General features: G+C 56.4%; 21 protein-coding genes. 10 read left to right on the top strand and 11 right to left on the bottom strand.

Annotated elements, in window-relative coordinates; all coding sequences use genetic code 11:
• Positions 1-91 precede the first annotated feature (91 nt).
• From RX972_RS00050 to RX972_RS00060, 3 genes are read right to left on the bottom strand one after another with little or no spacing between them, the layout of a single operon-like run.
• On the bottom strand, positions 92-424 hold the full coding sequence (locus RX972_RS00050; RefSeq protein ID WP_316872061.1) for a DUF3325 domain-containing protein: 333 nt from the start codon (positions 422-424) through the stop codon (positions 92-94).
• Positions 424-1,995: a PepSY-associated TM helix domain-containing protein gene (locus RX972_RS00055; protein WP_316872063.1), complete on the bottom strand. Its 1,572-nt coding sequence runs from the start codon at positions 1,993-1,995 to the stop codon at positions 424-426. Before RX972_RS00055 ends, RX972_RS00050 begins: the two co-directional genes overlap by 1 nt.
• On the bottom strand, positions 1,992-2,321 hold the full coding sequence (locus RX972_RS00060; protein WP_316872237.1) for a DUF3649 domain-containing protein: 330 nt from the start codon (positions 2,319-2,321) through the stop codon (positions 1,992-1,994). The genes RX972_RS00055 and RX972_RS00060 overlap by 4 nt, the downstream gene beginning before the upstream one ends.
• A 224-nt stretch (positions 2,322-2,545) precedes the next feature.
• On the opposite strand from RX972_RS00060, the gene RX972_RS00065 reads away from it, so the two are divergent.
• The 3 genes from RX972_RS00065 to fecA all read left to right on the top strand — a co-directional run bounded on the left by RX972_RS00065 (position 2,546) and on the right by fecA (position 6,648).
• Entirely contained in the window at positions 2,546-3,049 is a 504-nt protein-coding gene (locus tag RX972_RS00065) for a sigma-70 family RNA polymerase sigma factor (RefSeq protein WP_099270445.1), read from the top strand.
• Positions 3,046-4,023, top strand: a complete 978-nt coding sequence (locus tag RX972_RS00070) for a FecR family protein (RefSeq protein ID WP_316872064.1) — start codon at positions 3,046-3,048, stop codon at positions 4,021-4,023. The genes RX972_RS00065 and RX972_RS00070 overlap by 4 nt, the downstream gene beginning before the upstream one ends.
• Before the next feature lie 270 nt (positions 4,024-4,293).
• Complete coding sequence (fecA, locus tag RX972_RS00075; RefSeq protein ID WP_316872065.1) at positions 4,294-6,648, top strand: TonB-dependent Fe(3+) dicitrate receptor FecA; 2,355 nt, start codon at positions 4,294-4,296, stop codon at positions 6,646-6,648.
• Between the two features lie 274 nt (positions 6,649-6,922).
• Here the strand turns inward: fecA and RX972_RS00080 are convergent, their stop codons facing one another.
• The gene (locus RX972_RS00080) at positions 6,923-9,421 is read right to left on the bottom strand and encodes a TonB-dependent siderophore receptor (RefSeq protein WP_316872066.1); all 2,499 of its coding nucleotides are present in this window, start codon (positions 9,419-9,421) and stop codon (positions 6,923-6,925) included.
• Between the two features lie 250 nt (positions 9,422-9,671).
• Here RX972_RS00080 and RX972_RS00085 point away from each other — a divergent pair, with 250 nt between their 5' ends.
• Positions 9,672-10,100 carry an HPF/RaiA family ribosome-associated protein gene (locus RX972_RS00085; protein ID WP_027899583.1) on the top strand — a complete coding sequence of 143 codons (429 nt, stop codon included), beginning with the start codon at positions 9,672-9,674 and terminating at the stop codon, positions 10,098-10,100.
• Between the two features lie 85 nt (positions 10,101-10,185).
• Here the strand turns inward: RX972_RS00085 and RX972_RS00090 are convergent, their stop codons facing one another.
• Entirely contained in the window at positions 10,186-11,148 is a 963-nt protein-coding gene (locus tag RX972_RS00090) for a FecR family protein (protein ID WP_316872067.1), read from the bottom strand.
• On the bottom strand, positions 11,145-11,690 hold the full coding sequence (locus tag RX972_RS00095; RefSeq protein ID WP_316872068.1) for a sigma-70 family RNA polymerase sigma factor: 546 nt from the start codon (positions 11,688-11,690) through the stop codon (positions 11,145-11,147). Before RX972_RS00095 ends, RX972_RS00090 begins: the two co-directional genes overlap by 4 nt.
• A gap of 165 nt (positions 11,691-11,855) precedes the next feature.
• Here RX972_RS00095 and RX972_RS00100 point away from each other — a divergent pair, with 165 nt between their 5' ends.
• The gene (locus RX972_RS00100; RefSeq protein ID WP_410478176.1) at positions 11,856-12,191 is read left to right on the top strand and encodes a DUF3509 domain-containing protein; all 336 of its coding nucleotides are present in this window, start codon (positions 11,856-11,858) and stop codon (positions 12,189-12,191) included.
• 315 nt (positions 12,192-12,506) lie between these two features.
• Entirely contained in the window at positions 12,507-12,836 is a 330-nt protein-coding gene (locus RX972_RS00105; protein ID WP_027899579.1) for a YXWGXW repeat-containing protein, read from the top strand.
• 61 nt (positions 12,837-12,897) lie between these two features.
• Here the strand turns inward: RX972_RS00105 and RX972_RS00110 are convergent, their stop codons facing one another.
• The gene (locus tag RX972_RS00110) at positions 12,898-13,347 is read right to left on the bottom strand and encodes a phosphate-starvation-inducible protein PsiE (RefSeq protein WP_027899578.1); all 450 of its coding nucleotides are present in this window, start codon (positions 13,345-13,347) and stop codon (positions 12,898-12,900) included.
• Between the two features lie 356 nt (positions 13,348-13,703).
• Between RX972_RS00110 and RX972_RS00115 the strand changes: the two genes are divergently transcribed.
• The 3 genes from RX972_RS00115 (at position 13,704) to RX972_RS00125 (ending at position 15,845) form a co-directional block, all read left to right on the top strand.
• Complete coding sequence (locus RX972_RS00115; protein WP_027899577.1) at positions 13,704-13,958, top strand: YebG family protein; 255 nt, start codon at positions 13,704-13,706, stop codon at positions 13,956-13,958.
• Between the two features lie 386 nt (positions 13,959-14,344).
• Positions 14,345-14,920, top strand: coding sequence for a sigma-70 family RNA polymerase sigma factor (locus RX972_RS00120; RefSeq protein ID WP_241154061.1), 576 nt, complete (start codon positions 14,345-14,347; stop codon positions 14,918-14,920).
• On the top strand, positions 14,913-15,845 hold the full coding sequence (locus tag RX972_RS00125) for a FecR family protein (protein WP_316872070.1): 933 nt from the start codon (positions 14,913-14,915) through the stop codon (positions 15,843-15,845). Before RX972_RS00120 ends, RX972_RS00125 begins: the two co-directional genes overlap by 8 nt.
• Positions 15,846-15,930: 85 nt before the next feature.
• Here the strand turns inward: RX972_RS00125 and RX972_RS00130 are convergent, their stop codons facing one another.
• Positions 15,931-16,953, bottom strand: coding sequence for a Glu/Leu/Phe/Val dehydrogenase family protein (locus RX972_RS00130; RefSeq protein ID WP_316872071.1), 1,023 nt, complete (start codon positions 16,951-16,953; stop codon positions 15,931-15,933).
• Between the two features lie 171 nt (positions 16,954-17,124).
• Here RX972_RS00130 and RX972_RS00135 point away from each other — a divergent pair, with 171 nt between their 5' ends.
• Positions 17,125-17,928: a SirB1 family protein gene (locus RX972_RS00135; RefSeq protein WP_316872073.1), complete on the top strand. Its 804-nt coding sequence runs from the start codon at positions 17,125-17,127 to the stop codon at positions 17,926-17,928.
• On the opposite strand, the gene RX972_RS00140 is transcribed toward RX972_RS00135, so the two are convergent.
• The 3 genes from RX972_RS00140 to RX972_RS00150 form a co-directional block, all read right to left on the bottom strand.
• A complete protein-coding gene (locus RX972_RS00140) occupies positions 17,925-21,362 on the bottom strand; it encodes a dermonecrotic toxin domain-containing protein (RefSeq protein ID WP_316872074.1) in 3,438 nt (1,145 codons plus the stop codon). The genes RX972_RS00135 and RX972_RS00140 overlap by 4 nt on opposite strands.
• Before the next feature lie 352 nt (positions 21,363-21,714).
• A complete protein-coding gene (locus tag RX972_RS00145) occupies positions 21,715-22,278 on the bottom strand; it encodes a hypothetical protein (protein WP_141562239.1) in 564 nt (187 codons plus the stop codon).
• Positions 22,279-22,911: 633 nt separating this feature from the next.
• Complete coding sequence (locus RX972_RS00150; RefSeq protein WP_316872075.1) at positions 22,912-23,823, bottom strand: SDR family oxidoreductase; 912 nt, start codon at positions 23,821-23,823, stop codon at positions 22,912-22,914.
• Positions 23,824-23,838: the final 15 nt, after the last annotated feature.

Below are 23,838 nucleotides of genomic sequence, written 5' to 3' on the forward strand. Positions count from 1 at the left end.
TGGCGAGGCGTCAGACCTGTGTATCAGAAATATCGTCTCGCCAACAAGTTGGCTCCTACCGGGAAAATCTGTGCTGCGCCACAGCGCGGTATCAAGCCAACAATCGATTAATCAAAATCAGCGGCCCCACCAAAACACCTGCCGCTGCAAGCACCAACATCAGCCGCGGCCCGAACGGAATCAGGAACACCAGCAGCAACGCACTGCCCATCAGCGCCGCGCACCACTGCACCAGCCCCAAGCCCAAAGATGTCGACGCCAGCGCCGCCCAGAGCGAAAGGCACAGGCACAGCCAGCCAACGACCTTCAGCACACGACTGCGACTGGCACTTAGCTTGCTGTGCAGCAGCTCGCCGTAATGTTTGGTCATGGACAGGCACAGCGCGGTAAAGCCCACGTAGCACAGCAAAGTCGCCAGCAACATCAATGCACTTCCCTTTCAAATCGGCCTGTCGATAAAGGTCGCTCGGCCACAATGGGCGACACCGGGCGAAATTTCGTTGCGCCCCAGGCCATGAACAACCCGGTAAACAAAACGGTGAGGTCGAAGCCGATCAACACCCAGTCCTGATTCTGCAGCGAAGCCAGCAGGTAATTGCCACTGGTGATGATGTCCAGCAACGGCAAACCGGAAAATAACACCGCGCCCAGCATCAACTGCTCACGCCATGCCTGACGGCCTTTGCGCAATAGCGCATGCAGCACTGAAAAGCCCCAGACGCTAAAGAACAGATTGATCTCCCAATCACTTCGCTCGGCCAGCCCAACCGGCAACAAGCGATTGGCCCAGAAGAATGCAGCCACGGCGATCATCAGCCCGGCCATACCGGCAATGTTCAACACTTCCACCAGTCGCAGCTCGAAAGGCAAGACCCCGGTTGTGGCATGCTTGACCTGCCGCTTGGCCAGCCACATCACCAGTCCGGTGCCAATCATGGCCGTTCCGGCAATGCCAAACACGAAGTACAGCCAGCGCAATAAAGGCCCGGCGAACTCCCCAAGGTGCAGCCCGTACATAGCGCCGGACACCAGCAATGGTCCGGAACGCTGAGTCGGCAACGTCAGCACCTCACCACTTACCCCGTTGAACACCACGTTAATACCCGGATCGTGAATGACGCTGCTGCCAGCACCGGGAGACACCACGACCGTTGCGGCTGCATCACCCGGGTTATAGACCACCAGGCGCCCCACCTCTTTATCGGGCCATTGTTGCCCACCCGCGCGCACGATCGGCGCAAGGGGTGCCAGGGCAGCAGCCGTACCGGTTGCCTTGGTGATGTTGGTATTCGGAAAAACATCGGCAAAGAACGCCTGAGTGTCCTTGCCATAAGAGGCCACGATGCTCGCCGGCATGACCAACGACATGAAGATCACCAGGCTGCTGTAAGTGATCATCAGGTGAAACGGCAACGCCAGCACGCCGATTGCGTTATGCCCGTCCAGCCAGGAACGCTGCCCTTTTCGCGGACGAAAAGTGAAGAACTCCTTGAAGATTTTCTTATGGGTGATGATCCCGGTGATCAGCGCGATGAACATCAGCATCGCCGCAATAGTCGACAACCAGCGGCCCCATGGATGCGGCATTTGCAGCTGGAAGTGGAACCGGTAGAAAAACTCTCCGCCCATGCTGCTGCGCGTCTGGATTTCTTCGCCGGTTTGCGGATCCAGGCTCTTGCGCATGAATGCGCCACGCTTGCCCTCTTGTTCTGCGGTCTGCCACATCAGCCCCAAGGCAGGTTTGCGCTCATCGGGCAGATCGATAAACCAGCGCGTGGCATTCGCCGCATGTTGCTGCAGATAAGCCTGGGCCCGATCGACACTGGCCTCGGTATCGACCACCCGTGCCGGGATTTCAGGATGAGTCCAGCGGTTTATTTCGTCCTTGAAGTAGGACATTGTTCCGGTCAGGAATATCGCGAACAACAACCAGCCGAAGACCAGACCAATCCAGGTGTGCAGCCAGGCCATGGCCTGACGAAAACCTTCCTTCATGACAACCACCGCCCCAGGCCGAAAATGGCCGCCAGAATGGAAGCGGGCAGCAGGATGCCCGCCCAGGCGCGCCAGGCAGTCCGGCAGGCAAAGCACCAGATCACTGCAAGCAAGTAAGCCACAAACGAAAGCATCATGCCGGTGACAACGGCATCAGCCCGGGACATCGGCACCCACTGGCTGATGCACACGCTGGTCAGCGCAGCGATCAGGTAACCGCCGAACAGTGCAGCGACAATGCGCGAAGTGACCGCCAGCCGATAAGCCAGTGAGACACCGGCAGCTTTGGCTTTTCGCGTTGATTTACGGGCTTGCGGAGCGTCCATCGTCGCGTCGTTCATCAATGCGCGATCGTCAACAAGGGACGTCGCACAGTGAAACATAGGCGTTGAATCGGCATGGGGTAAGTCCTGATCGGGAGGCTATCGCACGGGACATTTTCTGACGTCGCGCACGAACAGAACGCAATATTAATGATAAATATTCTCATACGCAAAAGAGTCTGCCAGAATCCGCGCAATTAAATGGTTCATCGCGGACTGCAGCACCCATGTCTATCGCCCCATACGCGCTTAACGAAACTGTCGAAGGCCTGTATTACGCCCATCACAATTGGCTGACGGGCTGGTTGCGGCGTCGTTTGGGCTGCCCGCACAGCGCGGCTGATCTGGCGCAAGACACCTTCGTCAAAGTCCTGCTGGCCCGCGATACGCCTGAGATTATCGAGCCCAGGGCGTTTCTGACCACCATTGCCAAGCGCGTGCTGTTCAACCACTACCGTCGACAGGACCTTGAGCGCGCCTATTACCAGACGCTGGCGGAAATGCCCGAGTGTGTCGCCCCTTCGGAAGAAGAGCGGGCAATCATTCTGGAAACCTTGCTGGAGCTGGACCAGTTGCTCGATGGTCTGCCGGTTGCGGTCAAGCAAGCCTTCCTGTTGTCACAAGTCGATGGCCTGAGCCACGGAGAAATCGCCGCGCAACTGGGTATTTCCATCGCCACGGTGAAGCGTCATTTGAACAAGGCGCTGCTGCGCTGCTATTTCGCCTTATGAATTCGAACGGCGAATCCCTGAACAAATCAGACATCGCGCCGGCCGTGGCCGAGCAGGCGGTGAGCTGGCTGATCGAAATGCAGAGCGGCACCCTCGGCCCGTTGCGCCAGCAAGCCTGGCAACTCTGGTTGAACAGCAACACGGAACACCAGCGGGCGTGGGCGCATATCCAGCGGGTCAACCAGCGCCTGAGCGGGTTGTCCTCTCCGCTGGCACATGCTGCTATCAACGCGCCAAGATCCAGCGGCCGACGTCAGGCGCTGAAACTGCTGTTGCTGCTGGGCGCTGGCTCCGCGGCCGGCTGGGGTTTGCGCGATCAGCTCTCGTTGCAACCGTTGCTGGCCGACTATCACAACGGGATCGGCGAGCAGCGCAAGATCGCGCTGGACGATGGCAGTGAAATCCACCTGAATACAGCGAGCGCCATCGACCTGCGCTTTGATGCTCAGCAACGCCTGATCAAATTGTTGCAAGGCGAGATCCTGCTAACGGTGGCCGATGATCCACGTCCGCTGAATCTGGTCACGGCCGAGGGCAACGTTCGGCCGATGTCGGCAGCCAGCCGTTTCGATGTACGTCAGTTCGACGGTAAAACCCAGCTGGCGGTGTTTGGCGGCACGGTGCAGATCACCCCGACGACGTTCACCGGTCCTGGCTTGCAGTTACAGGCCGCCCAGCAGGTGGTGTTCAACCGCAATACGTGGGAACCGGTGCGGGCACTGGACGCCAACAGTGGCGCGTGGGCCGATGGCATGCTGGTCGCCGCGCACATGCGCCTGCAGGACTTCCTCGCCGAACTGAGCCGCTACCGCCGCGGCCATTTGCAATGTGACGCGAAAGTGGCGGACTTGCTGATTTCAGGAAGTTATCCACTGGCCAACAGTGAGCGGATTCTGGACTTGCTGGAGGTGGCGTTGCCGGTCAAGGTCAAGCGATTTACCCGATATTGGGTGAGTGTTGAGGCGCGGGTTTGACGATGAAACCCAGGAATGCATGACCCCACCCTGTGGGAGAGTCTATGTTGGCCTGCAAACACTAATCCGTGGGAGCGAATTCATTCGCGAAGGGGTCGGTACATTCGATGTATTTGTGCCGTCAGGAATGCCGCCTTCGCGAATGAATTCGCTCCCACAAATGATCCCCAGCGTATTTCAAATTATTTTTCAAAACCGGTGAGCCGTTTTCGGTTCCTCGCGTGACAGACAGGGAAAGCACCTTAATCCTCTCGCCCAAGGACTCCCTGTATGTCAGTTCGCCCCAGCCGTTTGTCCCCCCTGTCCCGCTCGTTGCGGCATATCGTGTTTGGTGCCGGTCTGTCGCTGTGCAGCGTGCCGCTGTTGCAGGCGGCTGATGTCGGCAGCAAGGCGTATCACATTGCCCCGAGCGCACTGGAAACCGCACTGAATCAATTCGGTCGCGAAGCAGGTGTCCTGATTTCCTTTGGTTCGCAAATCACCAGCGGTCTGCAGAGCCGGGGGCTGGAAGGTCAATACACCCCTGAGCAAGGGCTGGCGGCGTTGCTCGAAGGTACCGGCCTGCAAGCCAGTCCCGATGGCCAGAATGGCTTTACTTTGCAACCGGTAAGCGCACAGGGTAATGGTCCGATTGAGCTGGGGGCATCCAACGTCGTCGGTGACTGGCTGGGCGAGGCGCAACAAACTGATGTCTTCGAGCATCCAGGTGCGCGGGACGTAATCCGTCGCGAGGAAATCGAGCGCATGGGTGCAAGCTCCGCACGCGAAGTGCTCAATCGCATCCCGGGCGTCAACGCTCCGGAAAACAATGGCACCGGCAGCCATGACATGGCGCTGAACTTCGGCATACGCGGCCTCAACCCGCGTCTTGCATCACGCTCGACGGTGTTGATGGACGGTATCCCGGTGCCCTTCGCGCCTTACGGTCAGCCGCAGCTGTCCTTTGCCCCGATCAGCATGGGCAACATGGATGCGGTGGACGTGGTTCGCGGTGGCGGCGCGGTGCGCTACGGCCCGCAGAACGTCGGCGGGGTCGTCAACTTCGTGACCCGCGCTATCCCTGACGAACCCACCCTCAAAGGCGGTTTCCAGACCGAAACCAGCCCTTCTTCCAGCCACGATGGCTTCAAGACTACGGGTAACGTGTTGGCCGGTGGCACCGCCGACAATGGCCTGGGCGGCGCGATTCTGTACACCGGCGTTCGCGGCGGAGACTGGCGCGAACACAGCGACACGCAGATCGACGACCTGATCCTCAAGGGTAAATACCAGATCGACGAAGCCAACAGCGTTAACGCCATGGCTCAGTACTACGAAGGCGAAGCAGAGATGCCGGGCGGCCTCAACGTTGCCGATTACAAAGACGACCCGTACCAGTCGACGCGCTTGAAAGACAAATTCTGGGGCCGTCGCACCATGGTCAATTTCGGCTATCGCTACGAAGAAGACGCGCGGGTTTTCACCGCCAATACGTTCTTCACCAAAACCCTGCGCAGTGGTTATCTGGAACAAGGCAGTTTCGTGTCGCTGTCACCTCGCGAGTACTGGGTCCGCGGTCTGGAAACGCGCTTCTCCCAAGGCTTTGCGCTGGGTGAAACCTGGCACGAAGTCGGCGTCGGTTACCGTTACATCAACGAAGCCGGCCATGAGATGCGCTACCGCGAGAACACTGTCGATAACGTCCTGCCGACCACTGGCAGCCGTTTCGACCGCGATACCCGAGGTGCCACAGAAGCCAATGCGATCTACATCGATGACCGTATCGACATCGGCAAATGGACCATTACGCCGGGTATTCGCTACGAGATGATCGACACCGCGCAGTCCGATAACTTCAACAACCGCAAATACCAGGGCGACTACAAAACCGCCCTGCCCGCGTTGAACGTGTTGTATCACCTGACCGATAGCTGGAACCTGTACGCCAACACCGAAGGCTCGTTCGGCAGCGTCCAATACAGCCAGATGTCCAGCCGCATCGCAGGGGGTGAAGTCAAACCCGAGAAAGCCCGGACCTGGGAATTGGGCACGCGCTACGACAACGGCAACCTGCGCGCAGAGATTGGCGCGTTCCTGATCAACTTCGATAACCAGTACGAAACCAACCAGACCGACAGCAGCGTGATCGCCCGTGGCGAAACCCGTCATCAGGGTATCGAGACCAGCGTCAACTATGCGTTGGCTGGACTGAATCCGGCGCTGGCAGGGTTTGATGTGTACGCCACGTATGCCTTCGTCGATGCGACGATTCGTGAGGACGGTCCGAACAAGGGCAACCGAGTGCCGTTCGCGTCGAAACACAAAGGCACTCTGGGTGTGGCGTATACCGAAGGCCCATGGAAGCTGAATCTGGACAGTTCGTATCAGAGCGACCAATTCGCCGACAACGCCAACACCCAGGCAGAAACCGCCAATGGTGCCGCGGGCAAGATCCCGGGTTACATGCTGTTCAGCACCCGCGCCGCCTACGACTTCGGCCCGCAATTTTCTGATCTGAACGTGGCCGTCGGGGTGAAGAACATCTTCAACCACGAGTACTTCACCCGTTCGTTTGACGACAACAACCGCGGCAAATATGTCGGCGAACCGCGCACGGTGTATGTGCAGACTTCTGTGGCGTTTTGATACATCGCGTCGCCTGCATCGCTGGCAAGCCCGGCTCCCACAGTGATCGCATTCCCCCTGTAGGAGCCGGGCTTGTTCGAGATGAACGATAGCGCGGTGTGGCTTATGGCTGCGTCTCATGCATCGCGGGCAAGCCCGGCTCCCACGGTGATCGCATTCCACTGTAGGAGCCGGGCTTGCTCGAGATGAACGATAACGCGGTGTGGCTTATGGCTGCGTCTCATGCATCGTCGGAATGCCGCCCAGACCAAGCCCGGCTCCCACAGTGATGGTTTTACCAACGATACGTCGCACTGGCCTGCACGGTGCGCTGCGAGCCATACCAGCACCAGCCGTAACCACTGCAGGAGGCGACGTATTCCTTGTTGGCCAGATTGGTGACGTTCAGCGCCAGGCGCAGGTTGTCCATCGGGTTGTAGAGGCTTGGAATATCGTAGTGCGCTGACGCGTCGAACAAGGTGTAGCCAGGCACCTTCAACGAGTTGGCAGTGTCACCCCAGGTCGAGCCGACATAGCGTGTCCCACCGCCAACACCGAAGCCTTTCATCTGACCGTCACGGAAGGTGTAATCAACCCACGCGGAGGCGGTATGACGTGGAATAGCCACAGATGTCTTGCCTTCAGCCGACTCGGTCGGACCGTTGGCAATGCCACTTCCCGGCGACACAACCACGGTGTTGTTGGATTTGGTCGTCCTGTTGTCCAGATACGCATAGGCCGCCGTGATGTCCAGGTTATCACTCAGGCTAGCCTTTCCTTCCAGCTCGAAACCTCGGGACTGCACCTCACCGGATTGCACCTGACACCGTGCACCGTTACACCGAGGCGCTGGATCCGGGTCGGGGGTCAGCACATTGGTTCTACGCAGATCGAAGATCGAGGCGGTGATGAAGCTGTTGCTTCCGGGCGGCTGATACTTGATACCCAGTTCGTATTGCGTGCCTTCAGTTGGATCAAACGGTTTGTCACCTAAACCGGTGCCCGATTGTGGCTCAAAGGATTCGGAGTAGCTGATGTAGGGCGCCAGGCCGTTATCGAACAGATAGACCAGCCCCAGCCGTCCGGTAAAGGCTTCAGCCTCGGTCGCGCTTTTGGTTTTAACACCGGAGGCAATGGTCGTAGAGCTGTTAGTACTGTCTGCCCAGTCATAACGACCTCCGGCAAGAAACACCCATTTGTCCCATTTCATCTGTTCTTGCAGATACAGGCCTTTTTGTTGGCTGCGGCCTGTGGCGTCGGAGACATAAGGAGGCACTGTCACTGGGCTACCGTAGACCGGATTGAAGATATCCAGAGGAGCCCCGGAAGAGCCTAATCCGCCGGACGCTTTGGTGTGAGTGCTAGTGTTTTGATAATCGCCCCCAAACAGCACAGTGTGTTGCAAAGGCCCCGTGGCAAATTTAGCCTGGACCTGATTATCAATGGTGTATGAATCGATGTTGACATCAGTCGCTATGACGCTTCGGTTCAAGGTGCGGAAATCCGATTGGAGAGAGCTGTTGTAGATGCTGCGATAGAGCCCCTCACTGCGTATGTATCGAGTGTTCTGGCGTATCGTCCAGACATCATTCAGGTGATGTTCAAAGAGATAACCAAGCGCGTAATAATTACGGTCGCTTTTCTCGAAATCCTTCTCCCCGTCATAAAAATCGACGTCGATGTCACGACCGGTCGGGCTTCTCAATACCGAACCAAACGCAGGAACGGCACCATACGAAGCACCCTTCGGATCAGCCTGGTAATTAGCCAGCAGCGTCAGCGACGTATCCTCACTCGGGCGCCAGGTAAACGCCCCGGCGATGGACTGGCGGCGGGTTTCCGTGTGCTCGACCTGCCCGTCGGCATCGTCGTATAAACCGGAAAGCCGGTAGGAATACACACCTTGATCATCAATCGGGCCGCCGAAATCGAAGGTTGTACGCTTCTTGTTGAAAGTGCCGTACGTCAGGCCGATTTCGTGAAACGGGGTTTCGGTCGGCAGCTTGCTGACCATATTCACCACACCGCTGGGGCTGGCCTGTCCATACAACACGGACGACGGGCCACGCAGGATTTCGACGCGCTCCAGATCGAATGCATCCTTCTGCGGTGAAGCATCTCGGCTGCCCGGCATGCGCAGGCCGTCCAGGTATGTCGCAGGCGAAAACCCGCGAATGCTCAGTTGATCCAGACGCGAAGCGGTCGCACCGCGTGTCTCCGGTACAACGGCTGCGGTGTAGCGCAGGATCTGATTCAGGCTCTGCGCGCCCTGCGCAGTCATCTGGTCCTTGGTCACGACCGAAATCGACTGCGGTGTTTCAATCAGCGCGGTGTCGGTCTTGGTACCGGTGCGGCCGCGGGTTGCCACGTAACCGGAAACCGGCCCCGAAGCTGTTTCGCTGCGCCAGGCCCCCTGAATATCCGTCGCCCCCAACTCCATGGCCCCTGCGACTGCCTCGGGTGCTGCTTCAATGCGGTAGCGATTGGCCGACAATGCCGTAGCCCGTAAACCGCTGCCTGCCAACAAACGCGCCAGAGCGACATTAGTATCGAAATCGCCCTGCAAGCCAGGGCTGCGCTTACCACGAGTGAGAGCCGGATCGAAGGCCAGCGCCAGACTCGCCTGCTCGGCCAGGCTGTTCAGTGCCTGGCTCAGATCACCGGCCGGAATCGAAAAATTTCTTACCGATGCCTGCGCGTTCGGCACGGATTCAGCAGCGTTGAGCGGCGCAACGGCGAACGCCATGACGACGGCCAGAGCCAGTGGTTGCAGAGAATGGACAGCGCGTGACATGGACAATCCTTGGCTGGGAAATGAAGTACTCCTAGCCATGACGCACGCGCGAGGAAAACAGACAGTGAATGAGATGGATTAACATTCAAATACTGCACGCCTGATTTTTTGCCGCGAAATATTTCTTTCACGCCGGGGTTGAATTGTTCCTCCAGAAGCGCCAACACTGTGACTGAGGCGGACAAAAATGAACCTCCTGAACAGGAGCCCTGTCCGATCTCACAAGAGCAAGCCTTAGAAGGGAACAACTATGCAAATCCAGGTCAATTGCGATAACCACATCGAAAGCAGCATCCGACTGGAGGAGTGGGTACGTACCACTGTTGAAAGCACGCTCGAACGTTACGAAGAGGATCTGACTCGCATCGAAGTCCACATCCGCGATGAGAACGGTGACAAGCCCGGCCCGCATGACATGCGCTGCCAAATGGAAGCCCGACCAAAAGGTCACCAACCCATCTCCGTAACTCACAAGGCCGACACCCTGGATCAGGCCGTAGATGGTGCCGCAGTCAAACTTGACCATGCCCTTGAGCATCTATTTGGCAAATTGCGCAAAAAGCGCGCAGGAGCCCCGGTCGTTGACGACTCAGAGCTTGAATCGGAAAACCCCGACGCTCTGTTGCAAGAAGAATTTCTGGAGAAGGAGCAGGAAAAAAGCGTCGCCCAATTGGGTTGAGCCACGCATTAACCTGAATCACATTACGACCTCTTGAAAGAAGGGCGGACTTGCACAGCAGGTTCGCCCTTTTTCGTTTTCGGCTTTATCTGGCTGGAGTTACCCTGACGAACAGCGGCGTGAAGTGCTCGACCTTGATGGGCAGGTTATCGGCCAGCGTAGCCAGGGCAGCATCGGTGTCATCCAGACGGAACACGCCGGATACACGAATCCCGCGAAGCGCCTCTTTATCAAACTGCAGAACGCCATGTCGCCAGGACTCAAGGGCCTGCAACACCTCGACCAGTGGCCGGTCATCCGCTTTGAGCATCCCGCGCGTCCACGCAGCCGGATCATCATTGCCGATGGCTGTGGGTATCTGTACCACGCCATCCTTGAGCGTCGCCCGTTGACCGGTGTTGACCCGAACGTCGGTCGAGCGATCAGCCTTGGCGGCGATCGCCGACTCAAGCACGCTGACCTGAATTGAACCATCCTGCTCTTTACGCACCACAAAGCGCGTACCCAGCGCCGTTATGGTGCCTTCACGCGTCTTGACCACGAACGGTCGCTGCGGGTCTTTGGCGACCTGCACCCACATTTCCCCGCGGTACAACTCAATGACGCGCTGCCGTTCGTCGAATTCAACGTCCAGTGCCGAGCCGCTATTGAGCTGCAACTCACTACCGTCGGTCAGCAAAATCTCACGTTTTTCGCCGGTTTCAGTGCGTTCGTCAGCCAGCCAGGCCGGCCCCTGATCAACACTGAACCAGCCAAAAACCAGCACACCCAACAAGGCAATAGCCTGCACCGGGCGATGGGAAATTCTCCGTTTGGCCGGGGGGAAAATCTTGCCCAATGCCTTCCTGGCGTGCTCGACGGGCAACTGCTCGAAGCTGCCCATGACAGCTTGCATGCGGGTAACCGCCAATGCATGCCGAGGGTCTGCATGACGCCATGTGTTGAAGGCCAGCCGGTCAGCGCTGCTCACGGCATCGTCCTGCAGCAACGCCAGCCACTGCGCGGCCTGGCCGATCATCGACTCCGAGGGTTCGTGCTCTACATTCATGACAAGTGGCCCGAACCATGCACAGTCTTATAGCAATGCACCAATACGCTGGCCATGTACTGCTTGACCATGCTGGCGGACACACCCAAGACCTTGGCGATTTCGTTGTAGCTCAAACCGTCCAGACGGTTGAGTAAAAACGCTTCGCGGGGTTTGGGGGGCAAGCCCTCCAGCATTCGGGAGATTTTTTCCAGCATCTGCAGGGCGGCGTGAATCGCCTCAGGGCTAGGGATATTGGCATCGTCGGCGGTGAGAGCCAACGCCTCAAGGTAGGCATGCTCGATCTTGCGACGCCGGGCACCATCAATCAGCAGACGCGTGGCGGTGGTGGTCAGGAATGCACGAGGCTCTTTAAGGTTTTGCGGTTCAGCGAGCGTCAGGATTCGGATGAAGGCGTCATGAGCAAGGTCAGCCGCACGCTGCGAACAACCGAGCTTTTTACGCAGCCACCCATGCAACCAGGAGTGATGGTCACTGTAGAGGGCAGTAAATTGCCGGTGACGAAGGATCAGGTCGTCATCGGGTGCAGGAGTGTCGCGCATGTGGCAATGCTTCTTAAACACGAAAAATTATCATTAACGCGGAAGATGCCATTATTCAGTCACAACGGCAAGCGCAGGAATTTTCCGATTTTTCACTCAACCGTCGAGAACTAAAGGGTCAAACGCCCAGTCAATTTATGCAGTCCCTACTGGCAGGTACCGAAAATGGATAATCCTTTTCAGCAGATTACCGACGTATTTCATCCTGACTACCGGGTGAACCTGAGCATTCAAGGCCTCGACGGCAGCATTATGCTGACGCTGTCGAATGAAAAGGGTGTGGTCGCCAAACGCTTGATCAGCGCCGCACAGCGCAACGATCCCAAGCGTTTGAAGCGATTGATCGAAAGCGTGCAATTCGGTATCGCAATCGAGGAAGGTCATAGCGCGATCAAGATCCTGGCGGCCATGACCGACGGCGACGTGAAACGACTTGCGCCGCCACCCTCCAAGCTCGCTAATCTGCTGGCGACCCGCCCGCCAGTGTCGGTGGGGATTTGATGCCGGTTCAGTGCCTGTAAGCCTGTTTACGATAAATCATCACACCCCCATTCAGATCCTGCTGACGTCGACCGGCAGCAGGATCTGAATTTTGCGTGCGCATCGCCACACGCCTGAATAGCCCGCCCCCCACTACTCCCCCTCCCGTCGTTCTCAAGCTGATGGCTCGCTTGCCAGGCACCTGTTTGTCTTCGGTCACTGTTCAGGCGAGGTACAGACAAGGACTGTTACAACATTACTGAGACTAGGTTGTTGGGTGACAGGATCCTCCTGTCGCAGCGTCACTCCACCGACGGATAACTCCGAGGAGGCAACATGTTCTTGCGTTATGTGGCATTGATTGCACTGGTAACAGTGGCGTCCGGTTGCGTAGAAGAGCGAATCGTCCACCAACGAAGTCCGGTGCACCACGAGTACGTTGAGGTCGTGGCACCACAAGCCCCGCCTGAGCGCATTGTGGAAGTCGAACCCGCACCTCGACCAGGCTATGTCTGGGCGCGCGGTTACTGGCATTGGGATGGAGCCCGTTATGTACCTGTGCGAGGCCATTGGGAAGCAGAGCGCCCTGGCTATCGCTATGAGCATCCGCACTGGGAACGAGCAGGAGATGGCTGGCATTGGCATGCCGGAGTGTGGCTTAACTAGCTGTTGATAACGCCTGTCCTGCGCGGCCCATAGGCCAGGCAGGACACGCAATCCCATCCCCTCAGCTTTCCGACTTGTCCTTCACCGACGGAAAGCGCGACGAAGCAAATCGCACCACCAGAATCGCAAACGCCAGCAGCAGAATCCCGCCGCACAGGTAGATGATCCCCAGATCAGGCGGCGCATGATGAGACACGTCGCTGATCAGCAACCGCGTCAGAGCGGTGATTGCAACGTAGATCAAGAATCTGATTGGCATGTGGTTGGTCTTGAAATAAATACCCACCATCGCTCCAAGCTCCAGATAGATGAACAGCAGCAGAATGTCATCAACGCTGACGCTGCCTTTGCCGATCATCTCTATGAAAGCCAGGATTGCGCCGTATGCCGTGATCGCCCCAATCCCGAAAAGTGCCAGGTAATGGAAAGCCTCTACGCACAGATTGCCAAGCGAATCTGCTTGATCGTGCAGAGTCTTGCGTAGCTTTTCAGCCCATTTCAGTTCTGACATCTTCAACTCTTCCTGTACAAAAATTGAGCAACACTTACCGGTCAATATAATGCCGCTTTGTAGGTGAAGCCTCGTGGCGCGTGATTCTCAAGCAGGAACGAGGCCATTAGCCAGGGTTAAGAGCGCGGCGGGTTGTCGCAAGGCACACGAAGGGAGTAAAAAAGATGCGTGTTCGCCACTATTCAAGCCGCGACGATTGGCTTATGCTTAAAACTGTATAAACAACCAGTATTCGCAGAACCAGATCTTGCATCGTTGCAGGTCGGCATTTTGACCTGCAATACAAGCGTTGACCGTTTCACAAGCACAACCGGGGGCGTTCCCCTCCAATACTGCACCTGATTACGAGGCCTCACATGGCTGTTGAAACCCTATATCGCAGTACCCGCGACTTGGAGACTACATTCGTGGATCGTAAACTCGCCGATGCACACGACCAGATGCTCGAACTGGCAGAGTCGCTGACCGAGATTCTGATGAAGAACGTACCGGGCCTGACCGAGAAACAAGCTGAAGACACCAGTATCTTCATGGCTAAAAACCGCGTTGTATTCGCGGCTGCGTTCAAGAACAACGCAAGTGCGCTGGCCGAGTTGGGTCAGGAAGGCTGAATTCTCACAGGCCTTCAGGAGCTCATGAACAATGCGAGGCAGCGATAGCGTGTTGCCTGACACGCCGCCATCGCGGGCAAGCGCGCTCCTACAAGTCTCCGGTTGCTGCGCGACAGCGCGGCTGTCTGGACGACGGTGACGCTCTCATCAAACGAAATGCAAATTAATGGATTGAAATGCATTTTCTGTAGGAGCTGCCGAAGGCTGCGAAGCATTTCTCCTCATACACCGCGATCGCAGCCTTCGGCAGCTCCAGGTCCAATGTTTGCCACGAGACGCAAGGCAATCTCCTGCAAAAATAGTGGCATCCAGATTCACCAACATCAAAGCAATTGAGAAGCAGTCTCATCCATGATAGCCTCGCCGACACATTATCTGTGGCTGCCATGGGCGGCGAACTTTGCTTTTCAGAGCGTTTTGCCGTGCCCGATAAAGCCGCCAGGCTTAGCCTCTATCTCGCCCATCGTCCTGCGTTGATCAACTACGCCAAAGGGGTCTTGGGCGATCGAGCGAGCGCGGAAGATGTAGTGCAGGATGCCTTTCTGCGTTTCAGCGAGGCGACCAGCGCGGCACTGGAACAGCCCGCAGCTTATCTGTATCGAATCGTGCGCAATCTGGCGCTCGATACCATGCGCCGTCAGAACAGCGAAAACCGTCAACAGCAGAGTCCGCCGCAATGGATGCAGCCCGGTCAGTTGCACTCTCCCGAACAGCAGTTTCTGCAGCAAGCAGACGTCAGTCGCGTAGCCGCGACCTTTGCCGACCTGCCTGAACAAACGCGTATTGCCGTCGAGATGCACCGGTTGGGTGGCTATACTCTGCAGCAAATCGCCAGCCACCTGAACATTTCGCTGTCCATGACTCACCGTCTGGTACGCGACGCCGTGGTTCAGCTGGCCTCCAGTATCGAGGTTGAACAGCCTGTTCAGGCAGTTCAACGCAAGGAGCGCCCACGTGCATGAGTTGACGCCTTCCAGGGCCAGCCTGGAACAGGCCAGTGACTGGTTACTGGAACTTCAGGCTGAACCCGCGCGCTTCGAAGAATTCGATCACTGGTTACATGCCAGTCCGGAACACCTCAGCGCCTGGGCTCAGGTCAATCGCGCCTGGTCAGCCATCGAGCAGCCCTCGACCACAGCCCACTGGCCCGCAGCCACACAAGTCACACAGCTCAAACCTTCGCGCCGTAAATGGTCGATGCTTGCAGCGGCCTGCGTCTGCGTCATAGCCGTGGGCGTCGCGTGGCTGAACAACCCGGACTGGCAGGCTGACTACCACACGGGCACGGGGGAAACCCGTGTTGTGCAGTTGTCCGATGGCAGCCAACTGACCCTCGCCGCGCGCAGCGCCGTAGATGTGGATTACAGCGGCAACACCCGACGCATAACGTTGCTCAGCGGTGAAGCACTGTTCGACGTGGTGCATGATGCCCGCCGCCCTTTCCAGGTCGACGCCAGTAACATGGTTATCAGAGTCTTGGGGACATCGTTCGACATGGCGCGCAGTGAGACAGGTACCAAGGTCGAAGTCCGCGAAGGTACAGTCGGGGTCAGTGCAAACGGTTCGCCCTATCGCCTCGGCGCAGGCCAGCGCCTGTGGTTCGACGCCCTCCAGGGTAGCGTTCAGCAAACCGCAATTGCTCCCGACGAAGTCGCGACCTGGGTCAGCGGCCAGCAGTTTTTCGAAAACGCTACAGTGCAGGAAGTCGTCGAGCAATTACGCAAATATCAGCGTGGCTGGATTGTGATCGGTGACGATGCCTTGGGGCAGAAGCGAGTGACAGGGCTTTATGATCTGCGCGATACCCAACGGGCGTTGCAGGCTCTGGCCAAGCCGATTGGCGGCACGCTGGTGCGCTATTCGCCATTGTTGACGGTGTTGAAGTAAAGGCTGACAAACTCGGTGAGCTCCTACAGGGATTTCGTGTCCGGCTAAGCTGCCCGACAGACATCAAAGGCCACGCAAGCCTGCCCTACCCCTCTTTCAATAAATGCTCCGCCAACATGTCCGCTACCCGCGCCGGTGAGCGTTTTTCCGCCTGAGCATGCGCATATACCTCGGTCAATCGATGACCGATGCGAGAAAGATGAGCCGTGATGGTCCCCAGGTTTTCGCCTTGGTGCTGCAAAGCAACGTAAATAAGACCACCAGAATTGATCACATAATCCGGCGCATAAAGAATGCCGCGACTCTCAAGCTGATCGGCGACCTGCAGGCTACTAAGCTGATTACTGGCACCACCCGCCACCGCCGCGCAGCGTAATTGCGCGACCGTCTGGCTGTTGAGCACGCCGCCAAGGCCACAGGGCGCAAGAATATCGCAGGGCGTGCTGAGCAACGCTTCACAGGCAATGGGATGAGCACCGAACTGCTCCATGGCCAACTGAACACGGCCCTGATCCAGATCACTGACCAACAGATCTGCTCCCGCGGCATGCAACTGCTCGGCTAGCGCATAGCCCACATTCCCAAGGCCTTGTATGGCCACACGCAAGCCTTCCAGATTGTCGCTGCCCAAGCGGGCCATTGCCGTGGTTCGAATGCCGGTAAACACGCCCATGGCCGTGTGCGCAGACGGATCACCCGATTCGCTGGTGCTGGTCACGTGTCGGGTATGTTGCGCAATACAATCCATGTCGACGCTGGAGGTGCCGCTGTCCAGAGCAGTGATGTAACGCCCGTTCAGACTTTCAATAAAACGGCCGAACGACTCAAACAGCGCCGCACGATTGGAAAGATGTGCCGGACGCATTATCACGGCTTTTCCACCCCCCAACGGCAGCCCGGCGAGTACGGCCTTGTAGCTCATGCTTCGGGCGAGGCGGATGGCGTCTTCGATGGCGCTCTCTTCATCCGGGTAAGAAAGATAGCGACAGCCCCCCAGGGCCGGTCCTTTACGACAATTATCGATGGCGATCACTGCTTTCAGGCCGGTTTCCGGGTCGACGACCAGATGCAGCGACTCGACACGTGATGTATGCATGAGTGCGAACATCGACGGTGCTCCGGTATGTTTTTATGAACCGAGTATAGGCGTTTCGAAAAAAAATGACCGACCGCTCGATACATGGAATGAAACATATTCACAGGGCTATTTGGCGCTGGACGAAAAGCATCAGTGGGTCTAAAACAGGTCATGACTGCCAAGGTCTGCTCGGAGAGCGACATGACACCACGCCAACACTGCCTGGCTTGCCTGCAACGAACACCGTGCGATGTTTTCGAAGCGGCGCTGTGGATATCCGCCGAGCATGATCAGCAGTTCACGCCCGAACTGGCGCTCAACTGCATGGATGACCTGTTGCGACAGGTCAGAGCCGCCCTGCCGGATTTACCCGTCTCGGAGCTTGCTCAGCCCTTACTGCGACAGCTCAATACACTTGGCTTTGCTCAGGACGACTGGAATCCGCCAAAACCGCACTCGGCGTTGTTGCATAAAGTCCTGGAGCGCCGTCGAGGCCAGCCACTCGGCCTGGCGCTAGTGGCGATGGAGCTTGCCAGACGTCTGGATATCAAGCTCGAAGGTGTGAGCTTCCCGGGGCATTTTCTGCTGCGGGTTCCGGGTGCCGATCATCTGTTAGACCCCTGCGGCGGCCGCAGGCTTTATCCCAAAGACTGTCGTGAGTTGCTGGCGCGCCAGTTCGGGCCGGACATGTCGTTGCGCGCCGAACACATGGCGCGAGCTACCGACGTCAATATGCTGCAACGCCTGTCGCGTAACCTGCGACACCTGCATCAGATCAATGATGACTTTCTGGCTGCACTCAAGGACGCAAACCGGGTGATGGAACTGGGCTCGGCAACCACCGCCGACTATCTGGCCCGCGCCAGCTTGTATCGCACGCTGGAATGTCCCCAGGCCGAGCGTTACGACCTGGAGCATGCCTTGATGTTGAGTGACGACGCCGTTCAGCGCTTGAGACTCACCGAACGATTGGGCCAGTTACCTCATGGAAGGGCGATTCATTAAGCAAAACCGGGATGTGATTTGCGCAACGCCCATCCCAATGCTTTGTACCCCAGACCAGCGCTCGATTGTGCGAGGTCTTTTGCACCCGAAGCGCCAAGCACCAGGCCAAAGACGCCCCAGACATAATACGGAGTTGCTGCGGCCCGGTCCCCATCAAGATAAGCCAGGTATCCCCGGGCAAGGCCAATAGAGGTATTGAGCAAGCTCCACGCCAGCGCAGCAGGCGGGAATGGAAGCAGCAGAATCGTGCCAGTCCACTTAACCAGCGTGTAAAGGTTTTCAGCGAAGGTCTCTGCCTTGCTGAGCGATTGCTCATCCACGTCCTGGATCATGCGCTCGATCATGGCGTCATGCAGAGCCTGCAGGTCTTGAACCTGGTCATTGGTTCCAATGTTCAGCGACTTGAGTGCCTGCTGTGGATTTTTAACCAGTGTCGAGAAGAACGTGCCAATAGCCGGCTGATGTTTATAACTGACCCGATTGTAATAATAAGTATCCATCCCTGGAGAGTTCAGGGTGGAAATGAAAATACCGTAATTTCTGAAGCGAATGCCGTCGGGCGCGTCAGGCGTATAAATCAGATTGTAATCTGCGTCACCAGTGCCATTGGTTTTGAAAGCGAACACCCCCTCGATCAAGCATCCGTTCAGGTACAGTTGGTTGAGCGAACTGTTACCTGCACCTGACGTCCCATTCCGGCTAGAATGATCCGGATAGACCGTCGAGAGCAGCCTTATAGCCCATTGATACTGTGCCTCGGTGAACCCTTGCTCCAGATAGGTGATGACCACATCACGCCGCATCTGATAGAAACTTCTTTGAGCAAATAGCGCCCTCCTCTTCGCATGCTCGGGCTGCTGCCGGTCACTGTAGTCTTCCTTGAGTATTTCGATGTATCGCTCGCCAAGTGGCGCGGCCAGCACTTCTCTTATAACCGGCATGGACAACTCTGAAAGATCCTGCCCCGTGGAGGAATACATGGGCGCTCGCTCATCCAGAGTGTAGATAAAGTCATTCATAAGCAACTGCGTCAGGGAGACCAGATCAGTGTGAAGGCCAAAATCAGGTTGAAGCTTTCGAGTGCGGCTATTTAAATCGAAATAAACGGTATCCGTATTGACGATCAGCTCGACCCCCTTTCTTTTCAAGACATTCGAGATGTAGATCTCTCCCGAGAGACGGGCAAAATGACGATAGGAAATAAGCTGCATACTGTTTTTATAGCGTTTCTGCAGAAAATCGATTCGAGCTTCGCATAACGCCAACTGTCGGCGATATGTATAGGTTGAGGTATTCCGTTCGCCCCCGACGACCTTGGGCAGTTCGGCCAATTGATAATCGAGTTTCTTGCTTATCAACGCGGACATATTGCCCTGAAAGTCTGGCTCCGGCATGGCAACAGAACGCACATCCTCTTCATTCCACAAGGTCGGCTTCTGACTGACGGCTTGCATGAACGCGGCGGTGGCATCCTGAAAAACGGGCGCAGATTGAGCGATCAGGTATTCCCGGCCACTAGGCGTGGCTGACCATTTCGCAACTTCATGGTAGAGGTGACGCCAACTGCGAAACTCGAACATATCGCGCCCACCAGGCGCACCGGGTGCGTAAAGCACATAGTGTTGATCCGTGCTGGTTTCTTCGCTGAACACAATGACATCGCGTAACTGATTACCCATCTTCCCGACTTCCAGCGCTCCGGTTTTACGCGTAACTCCTTGCTCTTGAACATCACCCCGCAACGCCCAGACCAGTTCCACGCTCTTGTCCGAAATATGGTGCTGCAGTTTTGCTGCCCAGGTACTCAGCGCCAGTCCACTGTCACGTTGATGCAATAGTGCTCGCTGGGTATCAGGCTGACGGTAACAAGCCTCAAGCGCTTGCCGATAGCGGTGCCGCAAGTCCAGATCAGCAACCAGCGCTTTGACAAACTCAAAGGTAAACCCGGGGTGACTACTACCCCGAGGCAGCTCCACGCGGGCGTCAGATTCCGCAGTAATCAACGGCAGGCCATTCAACGCATATTCAAACAGCGACTTGCGATAAACGGGACTCAAATCGCCTATCGGGGAAGACCATCGATCTTTCAAGATAATGAATACTTTTCGAGTGTCCACCCGGTAACCAAGATGCTGCCGAACATAGTCATCGACTTTCAGTAACGCATAGTCCTCGAGCGATTCCAGCCCCGCAAACAGGTGGCTTGCCGCTTGGGCACGGCCACGGTATTCACTGTCGAATACGTCATAGTCAGCCTTTTCATTATTACTGGCGTGCTTCAACCAGCGTGGCGTGTTCAAGGCTTGCAGGCGTTGCATGTGCGAGTGAACGCTTTGCCGCCGCGACTCGTCGAGGGGGGCGAAAGTCTGAGACGTGTTCACAGCGTTCAGAAATCCCGAAACGCTTTCGCCACGGCTGCTCTCGATCAGGAAGTGAAGATCCTCCTGTTGCCTGACCCGCAATGCCTTGACCATATTGCTTACCAGATCAGAGGTCGGGCTGTACTGAATCCCAATGTCCGAGGCCTCCGAAAACAGGTCGGCTTGTGACAGTAAAAGGTCTTCGAGCAAGTCGCTGCGGGCTCCTGGATCGGAGAATCGTTCGAGGAGCTTTTCGCTGAGCAATGAAAGCGAGCTGAATTTTTCTACGCCGTGCCTGGCGGAGAGTAAAAACACCGACCCCAAACTGCTTGCCAGACTTGGCGTTTCGTCGGCCTGAGGCTTCAAGTTGATCACGAAAGTACTGTGCAACAAAGCAGGCGCATGACCCGGCATGACCAACGAAACACGGTGCAGGCCTTCAGCCAGTGGATCATCAATTATCCAGTCCAGCCGGCTTTTGTCCTGCTCGTCCAGATTGCCGCCAAGGTGGCTTATCTCCACCTCACTGAGACATGCAGTGCGCTGTAGAGAAGCCCAGAGCTTTTGACGCGTAATAAGCTGCCCCGCAGAATCCGGATCTTTTATACCCTGCGACCAGAACTCATCCAGCTCATTTAGATAGTGTTCAGACAGGCGCTCACGGGTGTAAGTGAATATTGCCTTGAGACCCTCATCGTCGATGTTCCTTGCCAGAAACGCTTCATCCACGGTGTCGTGGCGGGTAAACAGCGCAACGAGATCACTATGAGATACATCCATGCCGTCAATAAGCGTTTGAATCATCCCGTCCGTGAGAGAAATCGAACGCAACAACGAACCGTCCGTTGTTCGTTCATTGAGAAACAGGATGTCAGGGTTGTAATCGACCCCAGCCTTGAGCAGAGCTGTGCCTATGAGTGTCCGCGCCGCTTGACGCAAGCCTGGCAAAGAAGAAATTAATTCGGCTGCCTGGGCTGAGGCTTCACACAGTCGGCCCAGAGAAAAGGATATTTGTGAAGAGGACGAAACAGAACCCGAGGACGTGAAACGCGATGCGACAGAAAGATCATTCATGATAGAGCTCCAATAGAGCAGTCACGTCCAAGAGGCATCCAGCCAAATGAAAGAACACGTGAACCGCCGAAAACACGTTCATAAGACGCGTTCGATGGATCTATTTTGCGGTATCTATTGATGCCCCCGAGGACAGAAATTGACGGGAAACGCGAGTTAGCCTGACAGACGCTTTACCGGTGGCTGTAAGCAATCCCGTAGCGACCATTGCGTTTACTGCAACACTCCATATCTCGAACCCCTCTTTTTCAGGGTCCAGCGAGTCACTATCATCCGGCCCACGTTGATTTTGAAGCTCCTGGATCTGCGTAATATTTAGCCGCTGCCCGTGCAGCGGCTTTTTTTTTCGCCACTACCTGATCGGCTTCAAAGCTTGTTGCTTGGGAATTTCACCTGCATCCTCCCGACGTTTGCGTGTAACGCTGTCGTAGCTGTCGCCCGTGGCACCGAAGTGCTGCAGGCACTTCAATACGTGTACGGCTCGCACATAATCAGGCATCAACAGCTTTGCGTATTTATCGCCTTTAAGAGACTTCGCCTTTATCTCATCAATCTGCGTAACGAAAAACTCCAGCACATTTATTTCTTCATCAGGGTTGGAGGGATTACCGTCTTTATCAAACTCCAGCGCAGCGCGACCTAACAAATCGGCAGTCAGATTATCAATCAAGCCAAATGAATAGAGTTGCTTGCCAACTTTATCGAGACCAGAGGAGCTGATACTTTCCGGATTAAAGCCTTTGAACATCGGTTTTAGCTTGCCTAACTCCATCTTTGTCGTGTTAAGCGCCGTACGATTTTCGCCGATCTCGTCAAGCATTCGACTGACTTCAGCGGCACGATGCCTGACGGCAGGTTGAGTGGGTAATGGTTTAAAAGTTACGGGTGGAAGTTCTGGAATATACCATCGGCTCATGATCATGCTCCTGCAATGAAAGTTCCTGTATCGAGGAACATATCGGTGCCTGACAAGCAGACTTTATAGGGTATGGACTGCAGATTTAAAATCCAGAGAAGTACTACATTTGAAGTGGAAAATCCTTACACAGCATCAATATATTTCAGACAACTTATTAATAACATAGGAAATATCACCATTATAAGTTTTCATCCTGCTCCCCCATAACAGCGCCTGACGAACACATCCACCACTCTTGTCAAAAAGAATGCCCACTCGGAAATAGAAATACGTTTTCTGTAGGAGCTGCCGAAGGCTGCGAAGCATTCATCCTGACACACCGCGATCGCAGCCTTCGGCAGCTCCTACAGGCGAGACAGCGCGGTGCCATCGACACCGGGGCAGCTCTCATCAAGCAACATGCAAACGGCGGGTTGAAATATATTTTCTGTAGGAGCGCTTGCCCGCGATTGCATTGGGTCAGGCAACGCATTTTCAGCTGACGCACCGCATCGTCCGACTGCAGCCCGGACCAAGCGCGCTCCTACAGGGCCCCGTTTACTGGGCAACAGCGAGGTGTCAGGGATACCGGACGACCTCTACAGATCCATTGCTCCGCAAGAGCGCCTTTCGCCACTCAATTAGCACCACTCACACTGCATACTTTTGCAAATGAGCCATCATTTCTTTAAGCGCTTCGACGTTGTCCTGCGGATGGACCGCTTCATTGAAGTCACTGATAACTTGCCATTGAGCTGCGACGTCTTCCGGGCTGAAGCCGGCACGGGGATCGAAGCCCGCACCAAGACTGCGTTCCCAGCGAACCTTGCCGATCCAGCCGCCACCCACTTCGAATAAACCTGCGGTGTCCTGACACGCTTCGCTGCCCAGATACACCACCAACGGGCTAACCAGTTCCGGCTTGAGCAGTTCGAACACGTCAGGCGGGAGCAGCCCTTCGGTCATGCGGGTTCCGCCGGTGGGAGCGATAGCGTTGACCAATATATTGTTTTTACGTCCCTCCAGCGCCAGGGTACGAGTCAACCCATAAAGGCCCAACTTGGCCATCGCATAATTGGACTGGCCAAAGTTGCCGTAAATACCGGAAGTGGATGAGGTGAAAATCACCCTGCCGTAATTCTGCTCACGCAGGTGCGGCCAGGCGGCATGGGTCACTTTGTAAGCGCCTTCCACATGAACCCGGTAAACCAGATCCCAGTCGGCGTCATCCATCTTCGCAAAGGACTTGTCGCGCAAGATACCGGCGTTGTTCACCAGCACATCAACACGTCCAAAAGCGTCCAGAGCGTTCTGGACGATTTTGTCGCCGTCGGTCACCGAGTCATGATTGGCGACAGCGATACCGCCTGCCTCACGGATTTCGGCTACAACGCGGTCGGCTGCCGAAGCATTGGCACCCTCACCGTGCGCCGAACCGCCAAGGTCGTTGACCACCACCCGCGCACCGTGGCGGGCGAACAACAGAGCATGAGCACGGCCAAGGCCGCCGCCTGCCCCCGTGACAATAACGACCTTGTCTTCAAAATGAATGGCATGACTCATGATTGACTCCGGCAA

This window comes from Pseudomonas syringae group sp. J309-1 (genome assembly GCF_032582135.1).
Taxonomy (GTDB): Bacteria; Pseudomonadota; Gammaproteobacteria; order Pseudomonadales; family Pseudomonadaceae; genus Aquipseudomonas; species Aquipseudomonas quasicaspiana.

Excerpts from the sequence above, each read along its gene's own strand:
- RX972_RS00050 (WP_316872061.1), bottom strand. The coding sequence starts at position 424 with ATGTTGCTGGCGACTTTGCTGTGCTACGTGGGCTTTACCGCGCTGTGC.
- RX972_RS00055 (WP_316872063.1), bottom strand. The coding sequence starts at position 1,995 with ATGAAGGAAGGTTTTCGTCAGGCCATGGCCTGGCTGCACACCTGGATT.
- RX972_RS00060 (WP_316872237.1), bottom strand. The coding sequence starts at position 2,321 with ATGGACGCTCCGCAAGCCCGTAAATCAACGCGAAAAGCCAAAGCTGCC.
- RX972_RS00065 (WP_099270445.1), top strand. The coding sequence starts at position 2,546 with ATGTCTATCGCCCCATACGCGCTTAACGAAACTGTCGAAGGCCTGTAT.
- RX972_RS00070 (WP_316872064.1), top strand. The coding sequence starts at position 3,046 with ATGAATTCGAACGGCGAATCCCTGAACAAATCAGACATCGCGCCGGCC.
- fecA (WP_316872065.1), top strand. The coding sequence starts at position 4,294 with ATGTCAGTTCGCCCCAGCCGTTTGTCCCCCCTGTCCCGCTCGTTGCGG.
- RX972_RS00080 (WP_316872066.1), bottom strand. The coding sequence starts at position 9,421 with ATGTCACGCGCTGTCCATTCTCTGCAACCACTGGCTCTGGCCGTCGTC.
- RX972_RS00085 (WP_027899583.1), top strand. The coding sequence starts at position 9,672 with ATGCAAATCCAGGTCAATTGCGATAACCACATCGAAAGCAGCATCCGA.
- RX972_RS00090 (WP_316872067.1), bottom strand. The coding sequence starts at position 11,148 with ATGAATGTAGAGCACGAACCCTCGGAGTCGATGATCGGCCAGGCCGCG.
- RX972_RS00095 (WP_316872068.1), bottom strand. The coding sequence starts at position 11,690 with ATGCGCGACACTCCTGCACCCGATGACGACCTGATCCTTCGTCACCGG.
- RX972_RS00100 (WP_410478176.1), top strand. The coding sequence starts at position 11,856 with ATGGATAATCCTTTTCAGCAGATTACCGACGTATTTCATCCTGACTAC.
- RX972_RS00105 (WP_027899579.1), top strand. The coding sequence starts at position 12,507 with ATGTTCTTGCGTTATGTGGCATTGATTGCACTGGTAACAGTGGCGTCC.
- RX972_RS00110 (WP_027899578.1), bottom strand. The coding sequence starts at position 13,347 with ATGTCAGAACTGAAATGGGCTGAAAAGCTACGCAAGACTCTGCACGAT.
- RX972_RS00115 (WP_027899577.1), top strand. The coding sequence starts at position 13,704 with ATGGCTGTTGAAACCCTATATCGCAGTACCCGCGACTTGGAGACTACA.
- RX972_RS00120 (WP_241154061.1), top strand. The coding sequence starts at position 14,345 with ATGGGCGGCGAACTTTGCTTTTCAGAGCGTTTTGCCGTGCCCGATAAA.
- RX972_RS00130 (WP_316872071.1), bottom strand. The coding sequence starts at position 16,953 with ATGTTCGCACTCATGCATACATCACGTGTCGAGTCGCTGCATCTGGTC.
- RX972_RS00135 (WP_316872073.1), top strand. The coding sequence starts at position 17,125 with ATGACACCACGCCAACACTGCCTGGCTTGCCTGCAACGAACACCGTGC.
- RX972_RS00140 (WP_316872074.1), bottom strand. The coding sequence starts at position 21,362 with ATGAATGATCTTTCTGTCGCATCGCGTTTCACGTCCTCGGGTTCTGTT.
- RX972_RS00145 (WP_141562239.1), bottom strand. The coding sequence starts at position 22,278 with ATGAGCCGATGGTATATTCCAGAACTTCCACCCGTAACTTTTAAACCA.
- RX972_RS00150 (WP_316872075.1), bottom strand. The coding sequence starts at position 23,823 with ATGAGTCATGCCATTCATTTTGAAGACAAGGTCGTTATTGTCACGGGG.